General features: G+C 63.4%; 11 protein-coding genes. 6 read left to right on the top strand and 5 right to left on the bottom strand.

What is annotated here, in order from left to right:
- The first annotated feature begins 241 nt into the window (after positions 1-241).
- Both FF124_RS04255 and FF124_RS04250 read left to right on the top strand, forming a co-directional pair.
- Complete coding sequence (locus FF124_RS04255) at positions 242-3,208, top strand: PAS domain S-box protein (RefSeq protein WP_138747241.1); 2,967 nt, start codon at positions 242-244, stop codon at positions 3,206-3,208.
- Between the two features lie 75 nt (positions 3,209-3,283).
- Entirely contained in the window at positions 3,284-4,213 is a 930-nt protein-coding gene (locus FF124_RS04250) for an ROK family protein (RefSeq protein ID WP_138747240.1), read from the top strand.
- Between the two features lie 4 nt (positions 4,214-4,217).
- Here FF124_RS04250 and FF124_RS04245 read toward each other — a convergent pair whose 3' ends face one another.
- The 3 genes from FF124_RS04245 to bcsN all read right to left on the bottom strand — a co-directional run bounded on the left by FF124_RS04245 (position 4,218) and on the right by bcsN (position 10,308).
- Positions 4,218-6,560 (bottom strand): cellulose biosynthesis cyclic di-GMP-binding regulatory protein BcsB, encoded by a 2,343-nt coding sequence (locus FF124_RS04245; protein WP_138747239.1) that lies wholly within the window; start codon positions 6,558-6,560, stop codon positions 4,218-4,220.
- On the bottom strand, positions 6,560-8,749 hold the full coding sequence (gene bcsA / locus FF124_RS04240) for a UDP-forming cellulose synthase catalytic subunit (protein ID WP_138747238.1): 2,190 nt from the start codon (positions 8,747-8,749) through the stop codon (positions 6,560-6,562). Before bcsA ends, FF124_RS04245 begins: the two co-directional genes overlap by 1 nt.
- A gap of 269 nt (positions 8,750-9,018) precedes the next feature.
- The gene (gene bcsN / locus FF124_RS04235) at positions 9,019-10,308 is read right to left on the bottom strand and encodes a cellulose biosynthesis protein BcsN (RefSeq protein ID WP_138747237.1); all 1,290 of its coding nucleotides are present in this window, start codon (positions 10,306-10,308) and stop codon (positions 9,019-9,021) included.
- Positions 10,309-10,648: 340 nt separating this feature from the next.
- Between bcsN and FF124_RS04230 the strand changes: the two genes are divergently transcribed.
- Positions 10,649-13,531: a hypothetical protein gene (locus FF124_RS04230; RefSeq protein ID WP_138747236.1), complete on the top strand. Its 2,883-nt coding sequence runs from the start codon at positions 10,649-10,651 to the stop codon at positions 13,529-13,531.
- A 56-nt stretch (positions 13,532-13,587) separates the two neighbouring features.
- On the opposite strand, the gene clpB is transcribed toward FF124_RS04230, so the two are convergent.
- Together clpB and FF124_RS04220 are read right to left on the bottom strand one after the other, a co-directional pair.
- Positions 13,588-16,191, bottom strand: coding sequence for an ATP-dependent chaperone ClpB (gene clpB, locus FF124_RS04225; protein ID WP_138747235.1), 2,604 nt, complete (start codon positions 16,189-16,191; stop codon positions 13,588-13,590).
- A gap of 192 nt (positions 16,192-16,383) precedes the next feature.
- Positions 16,384-17,010, bottom strand: a complete 627-nt coding sequence (locus tag FF124_RS04220) for a ribonuclease D (RefSeq protein WP_138747234.1) — start codon at positions 17,008-17,010, stop codon at positions 16,384-16,386.
- Between the two features lie 192 nt (positions 17,011-17,202).
- On the opposite strand from FF124_RS04220, the gene FF124_RS04215 reads away from it, so the two are divergent.
- From FF124_RS04215 to FF124_RS04205, 3 genes are all read left to right on the top strand, one after another.
- Positions 17,203-17,568 carry a hypothetical protein gene (locus FF124_RS04215; RefSeq protein ID WP_138747233.1) on the top strand — a complete coding sequence of 122 codons (366 nt, stop codon included), beginning with the start codon at positions 17,203-17,205 and terminating at the stop codon, positions 17,566-17,568.
- The gene (locus tag FF124_RS04210; protein WP_187326803.1) at positions 17,561-18,208 is read left to right on the top strand and encodes a DedA family protein; all 648 of its coding nucleotides are present in this window, start codon (positions 17,561-17,563) and stop codon (positions 18,206-18,208) included. The genes FF124_RS04215 and FF124_RS04210 overlap by 8 nt, the downstream gene beginning before the upstream one ends.
- A 129-nt stretch (positions 18,209-18,337) precedes the next feature.
- Positions 18,338-20,095: an alkaline phosphatase gene (locus FF124_RS04205; protein ID WP_138747231.1), complete on the top strand. Its 1,758-nt coding sequence runs from the start codon at positions 18,338-18,340 to the stop codon at positions 20,093-20,095.
- Position 20,096: the final 1 nt, after the last annotated feature.

Genomic DNA, 20,096 nt, shown 5'->3' with positions numbered 1-20,096 from the left:
ACGATGCATCTTGCATCGCGGCTCACATAAAAGGCCTGACAGGAATTTGCAAGCCCCTTGATGCCTGATCGGCGAAAATCCTGTGGCCCGTCGCGGCGTTAACCGTGCGTCATGAAAAGACCGGACCTGATCTGGACCACAATCGCCATTATTATTATTAAGAAAGCGTTAAGCGAAGGATGCGCGAAACGCCGGTCAGGCACGCATCGCTTCGACAAGAACCCGAGCGGACCGATAAGCCATGAGCACGGCAGTTCCACATTACCTCGCTTTTGCCACCCATCCCGCCCTGCGCGGGCGTTTTCTCAAGGGCAGGGCAATGCTCGCCGTTGACCCCGAGACGAGGTCCGTAGCCTTTGCCAACGCGGCCGGGGCGGGACTGCTCGGCCATGCACAGATCAGCGAAGCGATCGGGACCAGCGCCGACGCCGCCATTCTCCTGCGCCAGTTCATGGCAGCGGCCGACCCTCTTTCTGCGCCCGGCGACAGCCGGGATTTTGCAATCCCTGTCACGCAGCGCTTCCGCAGAGTGTCGAAACCGGCGACGGCGAGCCTTTTCGTCCTTGATGGCCGCCGTTACCTGCTGATGGAATGCGAAGCCGCTTCCCACAGCGACAAGGCGACCGATCTCGTTTCCGGCTTTGGCGAAAGCGAGGCGCACCTGGCCGTTATCGATGAAGAAGGCGCATGCATTTCCGCCTCTTCCGGTTTCAGCCGCACAGGCCTTCAGCCGGAAGATCTTCGCCCGATCATCGAAAGCCTGACGGTGGGGCCGGAGAGCCATACCGAGCGGCTTGCCGCCACCGAGACCGGCATCTGGCCGCTGGCGCTCGGCCGCCTTTCCAAGAACCCACCGCGTTTCCTGCTTTTCGTTTCCGAAGAGCTTGCCGACGAGGTTAACGCGATTGTCGATGCGGTGGAGGAAGAAGCACCGATGGCCCCCGAAAGCGGCCGTTCGCCCCGCGAGGCGATTGCCGCCATCGACGAGAGCCTCGGCGCGCTCGTTGCCCGACAAGAACAGGCCGAACAGACCTCCCCCAGGCAAAGCCCGGTCGTGCGCAAGCAGCCGGCGCAACCCGAGGTCCACCCCGCGCAAGCGCTGGAAACCGAACGGGCCGAGGCGGACATCCGTCGTCCTCTGCGCTTCGTCTGGCGCACCGATGGCGCGGGCCGGATCACCGACGTCTCCGGTGAACTTGCCGAGGCCGTCGGCCCTCAGATGGCCGAGATCATCGGTCTCCGTTTTGCGGAAATCGAATCGCGGCTCGGCGTCAAGGGCGCGGATGCCATCTCCCGGCTGCTCCAGAGCGCCGACACATGGTCCGGTCGCACGGTCGAATGGCCGGTCTCCGACACGGATATGATCGTCCCCGTCGATCTGGCGGCGCTGCCGACCTATACGCGCGAGCGCCGGTTCGATGGTTTCCGCGGCTTTGGTCTGGTGCGGCTTGGCGAAGAAAGCGCCAATCCCGATGCAGCACCCGCCGCCCGCCCGACGGCAAGCCAAGCGAAGGCCGCGCCGAAACTGACGGAGGATGAGCGTCACGCGCTCGACGAGATCGCCAGCCAGCTTCGTTCCGCGGATGCAGGGACCGTGACGCCGGAAACGGCGATCGAGCCCGTCGTCGCCGAACACAAACCATCGCCGGTCATCAAGCGGAAGACCCAGCCGCCGCAGCCGGATAGCAGCACGGCGACGGATGGGGCAAGGATCGACGCCAGCCGGGATGCCATTGTCGTCCAGACCGGCGAGCGTGTGCTGCACGCCAACCCCGCCTTCCTGTCGCTCTCCGGCTACGGATCGCTCGATGCGGTGATCGATGCCGGAGGCCCCGATGCCTTTGTCGAACGCGGCGATGACGACCGGCTGTTCCTGCGCACCGCCGATGGCGGACGCCTGCCGGTCTCCTTCCACCTGCAGGCCATTTCCTGGCAGGGAGCGCGCGCCCTTGCGCTGACGCTTCGGCCCGAACATGCCGACGGCGACGGTCTCGACGCGCCGGTCACGCTTGAGCAAAACACCTGGCAGGACGCCCCGTCGAAGCTTCCCAGCGACGGCGATGTCGCGGAGCTGCACGCCATCCTCGACACGTCAACCGACGGCATACTGATCCTCGACGAGAAGCGCCATATCCGCTCGATTTCCGGTTCCGCCTCGGCGCTCTTCGGCGTCGAAAGCCAGGACGTGATTGGCGAGGATGCCGGCATTCTGTTCGCCGAGGAAAGCCATGGCGACCTGGAAACCCAGGTCAATCGCCTTCTTGAAGGACGCGGCGGCGATGTGATGCCCGAGGGGCTCGAGGTGATCGGGCGCGAAGCGGGCGGCGGGCTCATTCCGCTGTTCATCACGCTCGGGCGGCTGCCGCAGTCGGGCGGCGTCTGCGCCATCCTGCGCGACGTCACCTCGCTGAAGCGGCGGGAAGAGGATCTGAGGGCGGCCCGGCGCGAGGCGCGCGAGGCGGAAGAGGAACGCGACACCGTACGCTCGGCGCTGCGCTACGAACTGCGCCAGCCGCTCGACGCCATCATCTCCCTGTCGGAGACCATGGACCACCAGCCTTTCGGCACGCTCGGCGACAACCGTTACCATGCGCTTGCCCGCGAGATCGCCGCCAAGAGCCGCCAGGCGCGCACCATCGTCGGCCGGCTGCTCGGCGAGCCGGAACCGGAAGAGACCACGCCGCCTCCGGCCGAGCCGGAAACGCCGCCGGCACACGAGGCCCGCAAACCCGCGCCGCTGAAGGAATCGAGCGCGCACGAGACCGCCCAGATCAACGAGGCGGTGGCCGAGGCCGTGAGCCTGGTGCAGCCGCGCGCCAATGCAAGGCGGATCATCATTCGCGCGGCCCTTTCACCGACGCTTGCCAAGACGCCCTGCGACACAGACGCGTTGAAGGAGATGGCTTTCCAGCTCCTGCAAGGAGCCGTGCAGTTCACGCCGGCAGGCGGCCAGGTGGTCGTCTCCACGGCGGTGTCGGCGAGCGGTGAAACCGTGCTGCGCTTCCGCGACAACGGCATCGCACCAAACAGGCGACGCAGCGCAGGCGCGCGCGGCGACGGCAAGGAGGCGGAAAACCAGCACCTGCTGAAGGCCCGCCAGTTGGCGGAAGGTCTCGGCGCGCGCTTTCTGGTTCACGCCGTTCCAAGCGAAGGCATGCTGGTCGAGGTCTTCCTGCCGGTGAAGACGGAACGCCCGCTTCATTACTAGCGCATCGTGCTTTCCGAAAATCGATTCCGGTTTTCGGGCCGATGCGCTATGCCCTTTCCCTGAGAGGAGCATGCGATGGCTGACACGATCCTATGTTTTGATATTGGCGGCACGACGATCCGCACGGCAACCGCAACGGAAGGCGCGCAGCCGGGCAAGGTCGCGCGTTTCGACACTCCCGCCGGCGATCACGGCGCCTTCCTCGCCCTCATTTCCTCCATCATCGATGACTTGCCCGAGCGCCCGGCGGCGCTTGCCATTTCTCTTGCAGGCATCGTCAATCCGGAGACGGGCAGACTGGTCGTCGCCAATATTCCGGCAATCCACGGCACTGACCTCAAGGCTGACCTAGAGGAAAGGACGGGGCTTCCGGTGATCATAGCCAATGACGCCGACTGCTTTGCCGTTTCCGAGGCCGTGTTCGGCGCCGGGCGGGATCATGACATCGTCTTCGGGGTGATCTTCGGGACCGGCGTCGGCGGCGGTCTCGTTTCGGGCAAGCGCCTGATCAACCGGGCCGGCGGTTTTGCCGGCGAATGGGGCCACGGGCCCGTCGTACCGCTTGTCGTCGGCGAAAGGACGATCCCGCATTTTGCCTGCGGCTGTGGCCTGTCGGGCTGCGTCGACACCGTTGCCGGCGGCCCCGGCCTTCAACGCCTCCACGCATTCCTTCATGGCGAGACAAGGGGGGCGCCCGCCATTCTTTCGGGCTGGCATGCGGGCGAGGCGCGCGCCGCGCAGACGGTGGAGACCTGCCTTCAGCTTCTTGCCGGGCCGCTTGCCATGGCCATCAACCTGACCGGAGCCACCATCGTGCCGGCCGGCGGCGGCCTTGCCCGCGATCATGCGCTTGTGGCGGCGATCGATGACGTTGTGCGGCCGCTCACGCTGGCAAAGCCGCGGCACCGGCTGGTCGTGCCGGCGACAAGCGGCGAGGAACCGGGCCTTGCCGGCGCCGCCGCCATCGGCTTCCAGACGCTGGAGATCGCTGCGGATCGGGCTTGAAGCGCTATTCGTCGTAGCGGCCGAAGCGGGTCATCATCTGCTTCGTCGCGATGCCGAGCAGAACGGTGCCGATCACCAAAGCGAGCGAGAAGGACATGGTGTTGGTCGAGAACCAGTTTGTCAGCACCAGCCGGACATTGTTGATCGAAAACGGCGTATCGAAGATGAACACCGTTGCCCCGATGCCGATATTGTCGATCACGCCGGTATTGCGGTTATAGGTGGTGATCCGACCTTGTACAGCATCCCAGTGCTGACGCTTGGTCAGCGCCATCATGCCGTTTTCAAGGTTTTCGTGCGTCGGCGCGGCGATCATCGTCCATGCCCCGTCATCATTGGGGCTCGGCTCCTGGGCGACGATCATCGAGATCGAGTTCGGCGGCAGATAGTCGGTATCCGGCCGAGGAAGGAAGCGCAGCGTCTCGAAGGAGAGGTCGTAATTGCGCTTCAGGTATTTTTCCACCTCGAAGATCCAGTTGTACCAGCCGGCTGTCACCGCCTCGTCCCATTCCTCGATCGTCGTCTCCGGCGCTTCGTTGTAATTGGCCTCGCCGCCGACCTGCTGGGTCCAGACGCTTCGGCTTGTCTGGGAAACCTTGGTCTCGCGCAGCGCCTGTGCCGGCAACGTGCCGATCGCGCCGAGAAAAATCGCGTCGCCGTCGCCCACGTCATCGATGGAGTGCACCACGTCGACCGGGATCTGGTGACGGGCGGCATTGGTGAGCTTGGCGACGAAATCCGACGCAGCGCTCATCGTGTCGCTATTCAGGCTGTCCATGTAGAGAGGAATGCGGTCCTCGTGGCGCGAGTAGGGGAAACCGGTGCCGCTCGTGCCCCAGAGATTGGGCACCTGCGCCACCCGGCCGAAATTCGGCATTTCGAACTCGCTTGTATCGAACACGGCAAAGCGCGGCGTGTCGTCAGCCGTCTGGCCCGGCAGGCAGGCGGCGTCTTCCTTGGTGAGAAGCGCTGCCTCGAGAACGATCTTGTTCACGCCCGGTCGCATGTGGCGCATGGTGAACCGGACCGGCGTGCGCCGCAGGACGGCGCCGTTGACCGTGCTGATCGGCCATGTCGCGGCGAGCTGGTCATTGACGAAAACGTGCAGACGGCTGCCGGGCAGCACGATCGGGCCGTAGGCGGCGTCGAGCAGAAGCCGCGCCTCGCCATAGGCGTCGGCATAGAAATCGGCCGGCAGGCCGATGGCGAATTCGGCGCGGAAGACGCGGCCGGAAAACTCCTGAGTCGGAATGCCGAGCTGTTCGAAGGTCAGCGTACGATGCCCCGTCAAAAGCTGGGTGTCCTGCTTGCGCCAGGAATGGGTGGAATAGGCCTCGTCCTTCTGCGCGGCGGAGCGGGCGGCGGGCGCGGTGATCCCGTCGATCAGCGGGCCGATGCGCTGCCATGACGGCGCCACCAGCACGAGCACGCTCTGGCCGAGCGCGTTGGTGGAGACGAAGCGCGCCGACTGGGTGGTGCCGATATCGGGAAGCGCATCGCCGAGCAGCGGCCGCAATTCGGCCGGCGTTCCGACATAGACCGGCAGAACGCCGGAGGCGAACTTCACCGGCTCGGTCTTCGAATAGGTGAAGTAGGTGTTCGGCATGTCGGCGAGAAGCGCCAAACCCTGCGCCAGTTCCAGCAGCGGATCGGCAGCGATCGTGTCGGACAGCCCCGGCGCGACGATATGAAACTGCGTGCGGCCCAGCGCATCAACGCCGACGGCACGGATATCGTCCGTGGTCGACATCAACCCGGCGTCCGGGTTGTCGAACATCAGGAAGGTGCGCTCCGGATCGATATCGGTCCAGAGGTCGTAGGTGGATTCAAGGTCGCAGTCGGTGCGGTGGCGCTGCTTGACCTTGAACGATACGATGTTGTAGCCGGGCTTGAGCACGCCGTCAGGCACATCGAAACGCATATCGGACTTGCGCTCGGACGACGACAGCGGCGGCGTGGCCACCTCAACATTGTTGAAGGAAATCGTCAGCCTCGAATATTCCGGTGCGACGAAGATCGAGTTCTGATAGCCGATGTTGAACTTGGCCGCGGATCGCGCCTGTTCCTCGGTCAGATACATCGACCAGGACCGCTCGACATTTTCCCCCTCGATGCGCATCTCGTCGGCGGGGATGACATAGCGGAAGAAGGGCAGCCGCTCTGTGGTCTGCGGCGTTGCAGGCGTCGCGGTTGTCGGCTGCGGTGTTGCGGGATCAACCGCCTGCGGCGGCGGACCGGAGCCGTCGGAGCCCATGTCGAAGGGCACCGCCGCGCCGGGCGCCGTCTGGGCCGCGGCAACCACCGGGCCCAATAGCAGGAAAACAACGAAAAGCAGGATCCGTCTCATCAGCTCTTGCCCTTACCCCTGACCACGACACCGCCGGTATTGGGCTGGTATTTGCCGATGAAGTAGCTGAGGCCGCGCCCCATCTGCCGGATCGACATCTTGATAAACCAGAACGTGCCGCCAAGCGTGCCCGGGTCATTCTTGCGCGACTGCAAAAGCTGCTGCCAGCGCTCCGAATTGGCGAACATCAGGTCCGACACCACGGAATGGTGCAGGCTGCAGACCGGCGCGTAGCGACAGCCGACCATGGCAAGCTCGCCCAGCGAACGCGCATGGCGGATCATCACCGGCACCTCGCCCGGATCTCCACCCTTGTGCGGCTCGACACGCAGAAGAGCGTGTGTGCCGGGACGCAGCCTGTCAAGATCGCGCACCTGCACCTGCAGGCCCGCGCCGTCCGTCGAGACATCCTCGATGGTGCCGCGATAGACGCTGTCGCCGATCACCAGTTCGCAGCGCCGCGACATCTTCACCCGGCGCGCCTTCTGCCGCTCACCGACCTCCGAAACGACGCCAAGGGCCGCGGCCGTCAGGAACAGATTGAGGAAGTTCCAGCCGCCCACAACCCAGGTGACGCCGGCGAGATAGGGCTCCGCATAAAGCCTGTAGGCCATCATCACCATGGCGGCGACGAAGACGAAAAAGATGATGAAGAACGGCCGGCTGATTTCGGACAGCCGGCTCTGCTCGATCGACTCGTCCTTGGCGGTCACCTTGAAGGACGGCTTCTTCGGATTGATGATCGCCGAGACCACGGCGGGCATCAGGTGGATCGTCTGGATATATTCGTAGAGCTCTGAAATCCATGGCCAACGGAACTGGCCGAACAGGTAGTTCTGGATCAGCATGTTCACGATCAGATAGGAGAGCGTATAGGCGAGGAACTCGCCGCCGGACGCGTCGAAGATCTGCAGGCCGAAGAAGAGATAGCACAAGGGCGCGATCATGAAGGATGCGCGCGCGAAGGGAAACAGCCAGAAAAGGTTGGAGGACATGTAGCAGAGGCGCTGCGGCAGGGTGAGCCCGCGCAGAAGGATCGGGAACTTGAAGCGCAGGATCTGCATCATGCCCTGGGCCCAGCGGCTGCGCTGGCCAATGAAGCTCGAGAAGGTTGCGGGCTGCAGGCCGGCAATCAGCGGCCGGTCGACATAGACGCTGTTCCAGCCGTTGGAGTGCAGTTCCACGGCGGTTTCGCAGTCCTCGGTGATCGAGACGCCGGAAAAGCCGTTCACGGAATTGAGCGCCTCGCGCCTCAGCACGGCCGCGGAACCGCAGAAGAACGATGCGTTCCACTTGTCGAGGCCGCGCTGGATGATGCCGTAGAACATCTCGTTCTCGCTCGGCATGATCTCGTAGGTCCTCAGATTGCGTTCCAGCGGATCGGGGTTGATGAAGAAGTGCGGGGTCTGGACGAGGAAGAGCTTGGGATCTTCCATGAAATATCCGACCGTCTCGTGCAGGAAATCATTCGTCGGCGCGTGGTCGGCGTCGAAGACCACGATCAGGTCGCCCGTGGTATATTGCAGCGCGTGGTTCATGTTGCCGGCCTTGGCGTGCTCGTTGCGCGGCCGGGTGATGTAGCCGACGCCGAGTTCGGCGCAGATCTGCCGGAGCTCGCGGTGGCGCGTCTGGGCGAGGCTTGCCTCCACCAGGTTCTTCGAATTTCGCTTCTGTTCCGAACCGCCATCATCGAGCAGGTAGACCTTCAGCTTCTCCGGCGGATAATCCATCGCCTTGGCGGCTGCCAGCGTGTTGGAGAGCAGCGTCGCGTCCTCGTTGTAGGAAGGCACGTAGACATCGACATAGGGAAGGTCGCCCTCAAGCTTGCCCCAGCGCGGACGCACCGGCAGCGGAAAGGAGACCACGAACAGGCTGAGCGCCAGCATGCAGACCGAGAACATCTCCGCGCAGTAAAGCAGGACGCCCGGAATGAAATTTTGCAGCTCGGTGATCGGCGGCAGGGTGCTCGTCGTGCGCCAGAAAACATAGCGCAACACAATCGAGGTGCCGAAGGCGAGCGCGATCAGCCGCCAGTTGCCTTCCGCATGCATCTGCTTCAGCACCATCATGACGGCAACGGCGACAACGCTGACGACAATCTGGGTGCGCAGGTCGATCGGCAGGGTGACGAGACCCAAGACGAAGATCGACGTGATCATCCAGGCAATGACGATTGCGGCCCTACGCATCAGGCGACACCCTTCCTAAAGGCTGGCATGGACTTCTTTCCACCCTAAGGGAAAGAAACCTAAGAATTGTTTTCCTTCGCGCCATTTTCCCGGAAAATGACTGTATGTGGTCCAGCCAGAAGGCTCCGTACCTCAATGAAAGCTGTCTGCGCAAGTTATCCCCTGAAGGCACCCGTTTTTATTCTCAAGCGCCACTATGCACGGAACGCTGTCGCCCTCCAACCCGCACGGAAATTTGATCGCCCGTACGGCAGGCTTTGGCTCGCATCCTATTCACAACTCACCGTCGTCGAGCCCGGCAGGAGGCGGCACGGCGGCGATGGAACGGAGCGTGTCGTCGTCGTCGGAACCCGCGTCGTGGCGGCAGCCGGCGCGGAGGACGTGGCGGATGCGGCCGGGCGCGCCGGCACGGGAATGGATCGCGCAGAGGCGGGCGCCGCGGTGGAAGCGGCCCCGGCCGCTGGCGTTGTCGTGGCCGGCGTTGCGGAAGCTGCGGGCGTCTGGCGGCCGGGCGTCGGCAGGGATGAGCCCGTTGCCGGCAAGGCGCCTGGCCGCGCGGTGACGGACGAGGGCGAAAGTCCCGGCGCCGGCGGTACGTTGACATAGCCGCCGGACGGCAGGCTTCCGGGGGGAAGACGCACGACATCGACGCTGATCTCGTCCCCGGTCGCGACCGGAGTGGTCGCGCGGGTCGCAGTGGTTGTCGTCCGGGTTCTGGTCGTCGTTGAACGGGCGGTCGAGCCGGGTAGAACCTTTTCGGTGTCGGCAACGCGCTCGGAGCGGTCGTCATAGGCCCGACGCGGATAGATCGGAGCGCCGGTCTCGCCCAGCAGCGGCGGCGGGGAGGCCTGCTCGCCGTAGGGGTTCCATCCATAAGCTTCGACGGCCGCATTGACGGTATAACCATACATGATGCCGAGCAGATCGTCCTCGCTGGCGCCGCTTTCGCAGAAGCGAAGCCGGATCTGGATCGTTCCGGCCTGTCCGAAAGCGGCGCGTGTGTCGCGTCCGGGCCTGATCTGCTGCCAGCCGTAAATGCAGAGGTCGTCGCCGCGACCGTATCCGAAGGCATAGCCGAACGGTCCGTAATTGTTCTGCACGTAATAGGGCGATTGCACCATCTGCACGCCGGGCAGTTCCTCGCGCATCTCCTCATCGACGCGCAGATCGGTCACCGAGCGATAGTCGAGCGTCCGGCCGTTCATCGGAGAATAGTTGCGTGTACCGAAGAAGACCGCGTTGATGTAGTTCTGGCCGGGCGTGCGCGCGTCGGTGCGCAACAGGATGCGCTGGTCGATGGCGTTCGAATACTGCGTTTCCAGAACGGAAATGATTGCCGGCCCGCCGGGCGGCGGCATGACGACCGCTTCCTCGGGCATGAGATTGCGCACATTGGCGGTGTAGGGCATGAGATTGCCGGCGCAGCCCGCAAGCAAGCCTACTCCAATGAGGGCCAGCGCCGTACGGCATCCGGTCCTGATCTGATAGGCTATTGCGTTCATCATGATACGGCACACCTCGGCTTCGGCGTAAGACAGGCGGTCCTTGAGCCCGGTCACGCAGGATTTCCCAACAATGTTTTTCAGATTTAGGTAAACAAACGCCTAACAAACCGATTGAGCTTGAGTGAGCGCTGACGCATGAAAAACCACATTTTGCCGGCCGAATGCGGTGAAGCGGCTCGATTTTTAATATTTCTTAACGACAATATGGATTTGTAGTGTCCAAAGCTGTGCTCTCTGGCGGGAACGCTTTATGCCGGACGTTCATGCCGCAGGCGTTTTTCGAGCGCGACCGGCAAAAGCGGTCGTACCGGAAGGGGTCGAGAACAGCGGGTAATGATGAACGGGCGTGGTTGCGGGTCTTGGCGACCGTGTGCTTGGCCGGAGTAAGGATGTTATGAAACTGACTTATATTGCACTGACCGCCGGCGCGATCGCCCTGATCGGTGCAATCGGCATGAGCGGTCCCGGCCGGGAACTGCCTCTGACCAGGGCCAAGGCCCAGTCCACGGACGGGTTCCAGCAGGCCTATGACCAGATCCTCGAAAACGACACGCCCGCTGCAGCCCCTGCGCCCGAGCCCCGCTTTGCCCCGGTGACAGAAGCACAGGCCCAGGAACCCTCCGATAACCTCAGGAACCTTTCCAGCAGCGCGCAGGCCCCGCAGAGCGATACCGTCACCGAGATCACCCGCGGCCAGACCCAAACCGCGCCGCCCCAGGAACCGGCAACGCCGGCGGTTGACGAAAGCGCGCTTCGCTATTTTGCCCAGCAGGGCGACCTGCAGCGCCTGCAGGCCGAGATCTCCCGCCTGCGCTCGCTCTACCCGAACTGGACGCCGCCGGCCAACCCGCTGGCCGTCGAGGACGGTGAGGACGAGCAGCTGAACGCCATGTGGGCCGCCTACGCCAAAGGCGACTATTCCGAGGTTCGCCAGCTGATCCAGGACCGCAAGACCGAGGAACCGGACTGGACGCCGCCGGCAGACCTCCTCAATCGCCTGCACATTGCCGAGACCCGGACCAAGCTGCTCGCCGCAGCCGAGGACGGGAACTGGGAAGACGTCATCGATTACGCCTCGCAGGCGCCGAGCCTTCTGACCTGCGCGGAGATCAACGTCCTCTGGCAGGTCGGCGAGGCCTTTGCGCAAACCGACAAGCTTTCGCGCGCCATGGACGCCTATACCTACATCCTGAAAAACTGCGACAATCCGGACGAGCGGTTGGCCACGATGCAAAAGGCCATGGCCTTCATGCCCTATGACGACATGAAGACCCTTTTGGGCTACGAGCGCCAGGACGATGACGGCAAGGGCGAATTCCAGGAAATCCGCGACGCATTGCTGCGCGACCGCTTCGCCCAGGCCGGCGAGGACAAGACGATCGTGGTTTCGCCCGATGACCTCGCCCATATGGAAAAACTTGCCAATGACAGCCAGGATGCCAAGGATTCGGAGCTTCTGGCCTGGTATTTCCTTGTGCGCGGCAGCGAATCCGCCGCAGAGGAATGGTTCCGCAAGGCGCGCAGCGAAGGCGATTCCGCGGAAATCTCGCAAGGCCTCGCCCTGATCCTGATCGAACAGGACAATGCCGAGGAAGCGGAATCGGTGATGTATCCCTGGCGCAATGATTCCGCCGAGGCACTCGATACCTATCTGAACGCCGTCACCAACATGCTCGGCCGCATTCCTCGCAAGGACTACAGCCAGGAAGTGCTCTCGCGCATGGCGGACGTCGTGACCGAGGCCAAGAGCATGACCGCCGCCCAGCAGTTCGGCTGGTATTCGAACGACTACGGCGATCCGCTGGCGGCCCTGCAGTGGTTCGAGGCAGCCCTGTCATGGCAGCCCGATTACGAGCCGGCGGCCTATGGCGTGACCTTGATGCTCAACACGCTGAACTATCGGCCCGGCGTCTATCTGATGCAGCGGATCTGGGCGCCCTATTCCGAGCGTATCGCCTGGCTTAACGACCCGAACGCGCCGGTCACCACAATCGAAAACGTAATGGCGACCGTGTTCGAGTTGACCGCGCTTGAGCAGACCGACGGCACCACGCGCACCGTCGCCGTACCGATCGCCGAGATCGACCTCTCCACCGGCCAGCAGACCCCGCTTGACGGCGGCGCGCCTGCAACCGCTGCGCCCGGCCAGACCGGAACCGGCGTTTCGCTGACGGCGCCGCTCTACGCGCCGGGCACACAGCCGCTTACGGGTGATGCCGCAGGCACTGCGCCGGTCAACTATGTGCCGGAATATTACGAATACTATTACGGCAATGCCGCCGCGGGCACACCCCCGATCGCGGCCGATTCGACCGTGGCCTCGCGCATGCGTGCGATCGAGCGGCTGACCATTCCGCGCTCCATGATCCAGACCGATCCGATCACCGGCGTCCAGACCGTCACGGTCCTCAATTCCGCGCTCGAGCCGGAACAGACCCGCTACAACGTGTCCGCAGCCCAGGTCCAGGCCGCCTTCTACACCACAGGCCAGCCATCGGAAAACACAGTTATCTACCGCTTTGACGAGCAGGCCTATATCAACCGAGACTATCTGAGGCAGTTCGAGATCACCTACTACCTCAATCAGGCAAACGCCACCGGCGACAATGTCACGATCTCGACGCTGCCGGCGGGCACGCAATTGCCGGCAGGCACACCTGTTGCGACGACCACGCCCGCAACAACAACGACCCGCACGACATCGCCTGCGACCACGACCACGCGGCGCACGACCACATCATCATCCTCGTCCGGGGGAAGCTGCTGGAGCGGCCGGTCCGCCGTAGGGCTTTCGCCCGACGCCGCCCTCAGGCAGGGCTGGTGTCTGATGGACATGGAACGGCCGATGGAAGCCGCGCGCGCCTTCGAGACGGCGCTTGGCTCAAGCTCGGCGAAGAACCGCGAAGAAGCCGCCTACGGCCAGTCGCTCGCCTATCTGCGCATGGGCCTGACCAGCAAGGCTGCCGTCGCCGCCGCCGAGGAGCCGATCAGTCAGGAGCGCCAACTCAACCTGCAGCTCCAGATTTTGACGAAACGCGCGATCGCCGCTTATCAGGGCGGGCACTATCAGGACGCGCTGCTTATCCTCAACCAGCGCAGCCAGCTTGCCCCCGAGGAGACCGGCCTTATGGTCATCAGGGGCTACGCCTACTACAATCTCGGTCGTTATTTCGACGCGCAGAAAGTCTTCGAGGCGCTGACCGAAATGGGCAACCGCAAGGGCATGGAAGGCCTCGCCCTCGTCCGCGGCCAGCTCGGCCTGCCGGGCACGCAGTAGCGCGAAAAGGCCGCCCCGGGAGGCGGCCTCTTGTTTGTTGTCACATGCCTTGGTGATCAGGCGACGTCCTGCAGACGCCCGCTCAGCGAAAACAGCAGCCGGTCGGAACCGGCGTCGACCTTCACGTGAGCGCCGTCGGCGATCTCGCCTGCGAGGATCTTCTCGGCCAGCGGATCCTGGACCGCGGTCTGGATCACGCGCTTCAAGGGACGCGCGCCATAGGCCGGATCATATCCTTTCTCGGCAAGCCAGTTTCGGGCGTCCGGCGTCAGATCAAGGACGATCTTGCGATCCGACAACAGCTTTTCGAGCCGGCCGAGTTGGATATCGACGATCGCGCCCATATCCTCGCGGTGCAGCCTGTGGAACAGGATGATATCGTCGACGCGGTTGAGGAATTCCGGTCGGAACGATGCCCGGACAACCTCCATCACCTGCTCGCGCGCCGCCGAACTATCCTCGTTCTCGCCAAGCTGGGTGAGGAATTCCGAACCCAGATTGGAAGTCATGATGATGATCGTGTTGCGGAAGTCGACCGTGCGGCCCTGGCCGTCGGTCAGCCGTCCGTCATCGAGCACCTGCAGCAGCACGTTGAAGACATCCGGATGGGCCTTTTCGATCTCGTCGAACAGGACCACCTGATAGGGTCTGCGCCGCACGGCCTCCGTCAGAAGGCCGCCCTCGTCGTAACCGACATAGCCGGGAGGGGCGCCGATCAGCCGGGCCACGGAGTGTTTCTCCATATATTCCGACATGTCCATGCGCACCATCGCCGTCTCGTCATCGAAGAGGAAGCGGGCGAGCGATTTCGTCAGCTCCGTCTTGCCGACGCCGGTGGGGCCTAAGAACATGAACGAGCCGATCGGGCGGTTCGGGTCCTGCAGGCCTGCACGGGCACGGCGAACGGAGCGAGAGACCGCCTGCACGGCGTCGCCTTGGCCGACAACCCAGCGGGCCAGTTCGTCTTCCATCCGGAGCAGCTTCTCGCGCTCGCCTTCCAGCATCTTGTCGACCGGAATACCAGTCCAGCGGGAAACGACCTGCGCGATATTGTCCGGCGTGACGACTTCCTGCAGGATGGAATCGGTGACCGTATTGTCCTCGGATTCGGCCTCCGCCAGTTCCTTTTCCAGCTTCGGGATCGTGCCATAGGCAAGCTCGCCGGCCTTCTGGTACTCGCCGCCGCGCTGGGCGATCGCAAGCTCGTTGCGGGCCGCGTCCAACTGCTTCTTCAGATCGGCCGCCTTGTTGAGCTTGTTCTTTTCCGACTGCCAGCGCGCCGTCAGCGTATCGGCCTCTTCTTCCAGAGAGGCGAGTTCGCCTTCCAGCTTGGAGAGTCGATCCTTCGACGCCGTGTCCGTTTCCTTCTTCAGCGCCTCGCGCTCGATCTTCAGCTGGATGATCCGGCGATCGAGCTCGTCGAGCTCTTCCGGCTTGCTGTCGACCTGCATGCGCACGCGGCTCGCCGCCTCGTCCATCAGGTCGATGGCCTTGTCGGGCAGGAAGCGATCGGTGATGTAGCGGTTCGAAAGCGTCGCGGCGGCAACCAGCGCGCTGTCGGAGATGCGCACCTGGTGGTGCTGCTCGTATTTCTCCTTCAGGCCGCGCAGGATCGAGATCGTGTCCTCGACCGTCGGCTCGTCAACCATGACCGGCTGGAATCGTCGGGCAAGGGCCGCGTCCTTCTCCACATGCTGGCGATATTCATCGAGCGTGGTCGCGCCGACGCAATGAAGCTCGCCGCGCGCCAGCGCCGGCTTCAGCAGGTTCGACGCGTCCATCGCGCCATCGGCCTTGCCGGCGCCGACCAGCGTGTGCATCTCGTCGATGAACAGGATGATGTTGCCGGCTTCGGACTGAACCTCGTTCAACACCGCCTTCAGCCGCTCCTCGAACTCGCCGCGATATTTCGCACCGGCAATCAGCGCGCCCATGTCGAGCGCCATCAGCTTCTTGTCCTTCAGGCTTTCCGGCACGTCGCCGTCGACGATGCGCAAGGCAAGGCCTTCGGTGATCGCCGTCTTGCCGACGCCGGGCTCACCGATCAGAACCGGATTGTTCTTGGTCCGGCGCGACAGAACCTGAATGGTGCGGCGGATTTCGTCGTCGCGGCCAATCACAGGGTCGAGCTTGCCGTCACGGGCGTCCGCCGTCAGGTCGCGCGCATATTTCTTCAGCGCGTCATAGCCTTCCTCGGCGCTGGCGCTGTCGGCGGTGCGGCCCTTGCGGATTTCGTTAATGGCCTCGTTCAGGCCGTTCGGCGTCACGCCGGCGCCCTCAAGCGTCTTCGCCGTCGAAGCGGATTTTTCGATCGCCAGCGCCAGGAGCAATCGCTCGACGGTGACGAAACTGTCACCGGCCTTCTTCGCGGCCTCTTCCGCCGTATTGAAAACCTTTGCCAGCGGCTGCGACAGATAAATCTGGCCGTTGGCGCCGGAAACCTTGGGGATCTTGGCAAGTGCAGCGTCATTGGCGAGCCGGGCCTTCTTGGCATCGCCCCCTGCCCGCTCGATCAGCGAGGCCGCCATGCCCTGCTCGTCATCGAGCAGAACCTTCAGCATGTGCTCGGCGCCAAACTGCTGGTGCCCCTCGCCGAGAGCATAAGTCTGGGCGGACTGCAGGAAACCGCGCACGCGTTCCGAGTATTTTTCGATGTTCATGTCTTCGCCTCCATTCCTCGTCCTGACCTTTTTGAAGCGACAGAACGATGACCTAGATAAACCCCCTCTTAAAGGCGGGTCTTGATAGCGCGGCGTCAGCGCCGCTCAAGGTCAGATATGGGTGCAGACAGGAGGGCTTTAAAGAGGACCGCCGGAGAATTTGTTGCTGATATGCAACACCGGTTAACCCCTTCAGCTATGGGCAAAAATGTCGGTTTCCTCCCAGCCGAGAAGGTCGAGCTTGGCCCTGGTCGGCAGGAAATCGAAGCAGGCGCCGGCCAGCGCCATCCGGTCCTCGCGCATCAGCCGTTCCATCAGCTTGTCGCGCAGGCGGTGGAGGTAGAGGACATCCGAAGCCGCATAGGCAAGTTGCGCCTCGGAGAGCGTTTCCGCCGCCCAGTCGGAGGATTGCTGCGCCTTGGAAACGTCGACCTCGAGCATTTCCTTCAGATTGTCCTTCAGGCCGTGGCGATCCGTATAGGTCCGGGTCAGGCGCGAGGCGATCTTGGTGCAGAACACGTTCTCCGTGGTGACGCCGAATGTGTAGTAGAGAACGGCGATATCGAACCGGCCGAAGTGAAAGATCTTCTGGCGCGAGGCATCGGCGAGCATGGCGCAAAGGTTCGGCGCCTCCTTCTGCCCGGCCGCGATCTGGATGACATCCGCCGTCCCGTCGCCCGGCGAGATCTGCACCACGCAGAGACGGTCGCGACGCGGCACCAGACCGAGCGTTTCGGTGTCGATGGCGATCGCGCCGGTATAGCGTGCGGCATCCTCGGCCGGAATGTCGTTTCTGTGGACGCGGATCTCGTCTTTCATCCGTTCTTCTCCGTGGGCTTTCCTGCTTCGTTCTTCCCGGGTCATAGCGGATCATGGAAGAAGACGATAGAAGAAAAGCCCGCGCCCGGCGTGATTGGCCGGCGCCGGCAGGCGTTGTGCATGCGCCTCCGAATGGCTATCTGGAGACACGTTTTGAGGAAAGCGAAAGGCGAGGCGATGAGAGGCAAAAGGATGATAGCGCCGGTCTGTGCGCTCTGGAAACGTCACCGGGGCCTTTGCATTGCCTTTGTCGTAACCGCCTTCATCACGCTTGTCTTCGCCCTGCAGTTCATCCTGTCCGTCTTCTACTGGCGTAATCCGGAAAACCGGAACCTGGAACTGAAGGGCTGGATGACGCTCGGCCATGTCGCCATCGTCTACGACATCCCGGCCGAAGAACTGGCCGAGGAGCTCGATCTCCGGCCCGACAGCCGCAGCCGGCGGATGATGCTCCGCCAGATCGCCCGCATCAAGGGCATCTCGCTTGAGGAGCTGGAGGACGAGATCGCCGACGCGCTTGATGACTACGAGGACGAAAAGGCCGAGCGCGATGAGTGAGCAGCTACTGGCGCTCCTGCCGGTCTACGGCGTGCCCGTGATCGGCTTTGCCGTTTTTCTGGCCTGTTGCGGCATCCCGCTGCCGACGGCCGTGATCATGCTTTTCGGCGGCTCGCTGGTGGCAACGGGCGACCTTTCCTTCTGGGCGGTCTATCCGGCCTGCGTCGGGGCGGCCTGCGGCGGTGACCAGGTCGGGTACTGGGCCGGGCGGTTCGGCGGCACCGGCTATGTCGAGCGCTTCGCCGCGCGCGGACCGAAACGCCAGCGCCTCGTCGACCGCGCCCGCGACTATCTGGAACGCAGGGGCGTCATCGCGATTTTCATCACCCGCTGGCTTCTGGCAATGATCGGGCCCTATATGAACCCGGTCGCAGGCGCTGCCGGCATGCGCTGGAAACTGTTCATCGCCGCCGCCATTCCCGGGCAGATGCTCTATGTGCTGATCTATACGCTGCTCGGCCTGATCTTCTCCCACAACATCATCGCCGTGGCCCAGATCGTCGGCAATGCCAGCGGCTTCCTGGCGGCTGGCGTGGTGACGCTGGCGCTCTTCTGGTACATGACCCGCGTGCTGCATTTCTCCTTGAAAAAGCGTCGGCGGCGCTATCTCAAACCGCGCGGCCGACGCAACCGGCACTGAAGCGGAAAGTTCTGCCGAAGTACGTCACAGCGTCATCAAAACGCAGTCAAAACGTCATTGAGATGTAATGCCGCGGGACTATCGCGGATGCGCAGCTATCTTCACACACTCTTTTACCAAGAGGTTTTCATGCGCGCACGTCTCGCACTTCTCGCCGCCGCGACCTGCCTTGCCGGCACGGCCCAGGCCGCCACGATCTATCCCCTCGACCGCGCCACCATCCTGGTCGGCTCGCCCTTCGACTTCAAGGTCGAACTTGATTCGGTCTATGCCGCCGGTGACGTCGAAGTCACCGTCAACGGCGAAGCCTATTCGGATGCCTTCGGCAATGAAGCCGAATTCGTTTCCGACGAAAAGGGCAAGGATGACGCGAGCCTCGGCTCCGCTCTGATCCTGCGTGACCTGACCCTCGGCGAAGCCGGCGACTACACCGTTGCCGTCAAGGCCGGCGACGAGACGAAGGAAGTCACCTGGACTGTCTATGACACGCCGGAAACGCCCAAGGCCAAGAACATCATCTTCTTCGTCGCTGACGGCATGTCCATGGGCCATCGCTCGGCAGCCCGCATCATGTCCAAGGGCATGACCGAGGGCAAGGCTGACGGCCGCCTCAGCATGGACGATCTCGACCACATGGCAACGATCGGCACATCCTCGACCCATTCGGTCGCGACCGATTCTGCCAACACCATGTCGGCCTACATGACCGGCCACAAGACCCGCGTCAACGCGCTCGGCGTCTATGCCGACCGCACGCCCGACAGCCAGGACGACCCCAAGGTCGAGACCATGGCCGAGGCGCTGCGCCGCCAGACCGGCAAGTCGATCGGCGTCGTCTCCACCGCCGAAATCGAAGACGCGACGCCGGCCGCCGTTGTCGCCCACACCCGCCTTCGCGCAGACAAGGCCGATATCGTCGGCATGTTCTACGACGTGAAGCCGGAAGTCGTCCTCGGCGGCGGTTCCGCCTACTTCCTGAAGTCGGATGTCCCCGGCTCCAAGCGCAAGGACGACAACGACTATATCGCCATGTTCCAGGATGCCGGCTACACGGTCGTCACCTCCGCCGACGAACTGGCTTCCGCCGAAAAGACGGAAGACGGCAAGCTGCTCGGCCTGTTCCACACCGGCAACATGGATTCGACGCTTGACCGCAAGTTCCTGAAGACCGGCAGCGTCGAGAAGTTCCCGAACCAGCCCGGCCTCGTGGACATGACGACGGCGGCAATCGAGCAGCTTTCCAAGAACCCGGAAGGCTTCTTCCTGATGGTCGAAGCCGCCAATGTCGACAAGATGTCGCATCCGCTCGACTGGGACCGCGCCGTCGTTGACATGATCGAATTCGACCAGGCCATCGGCGCCGCCATGGAATGGATGAATTCCAACCCGGACACGTTGATCGTCGTCACCGGCGACCACACCCACGGCTTCTCGGTCATCGGCACGATAGACGACGAGGTCGAAGCCGACGAGATGCGCAACAAGGTCATGACCTATGACGACGCCGGCTTCCCCAACTACACGGATGAAAACGGCGACGGCTATCCGGACAAGGTCGACGTTTCGCGTCGCCTCGCCATGTTCGCCAACAACTTCCCCGACTATTACGAGACTTTCCGCCCGAAGCTGGACGGTCCGTTCGAGCCGGCTGTGAAGGACGAAAACGGCCGCTACGTCGCCAACGAAGCCTACAAGGATGTTCCCGGCGCGGTTCTGCGCACCGGCAACCTGCCCTACAACGCCTCGACCGGCGTTCACGCCGTCGATGACGTTCTCCTGCAGGCGACCGGCCCCGGCGCCGAGGGCTTCAAGGGCTATATGGAACAGTCCGACGTCTACGAAGTGCTGGCCGATACCTTCGCCCTCGGCAACAGCCAGAAGCAGTAAA

Source organism: Martelella lutilitoris (genome assembly GCF_005924265.1).
GTDB classification, from domain to species: Bacteria; Pseudomonadota; Alphaproteobacteria; order Rhizobiales; family Rhizobiaceae; genus Martelella; species Martelella lutilitoris.
The sequence above is the reverse complement of the archived record's forward strand: the minus strand, read 5'-3'. Positions and strand labels throughout refer to the sequence as shown.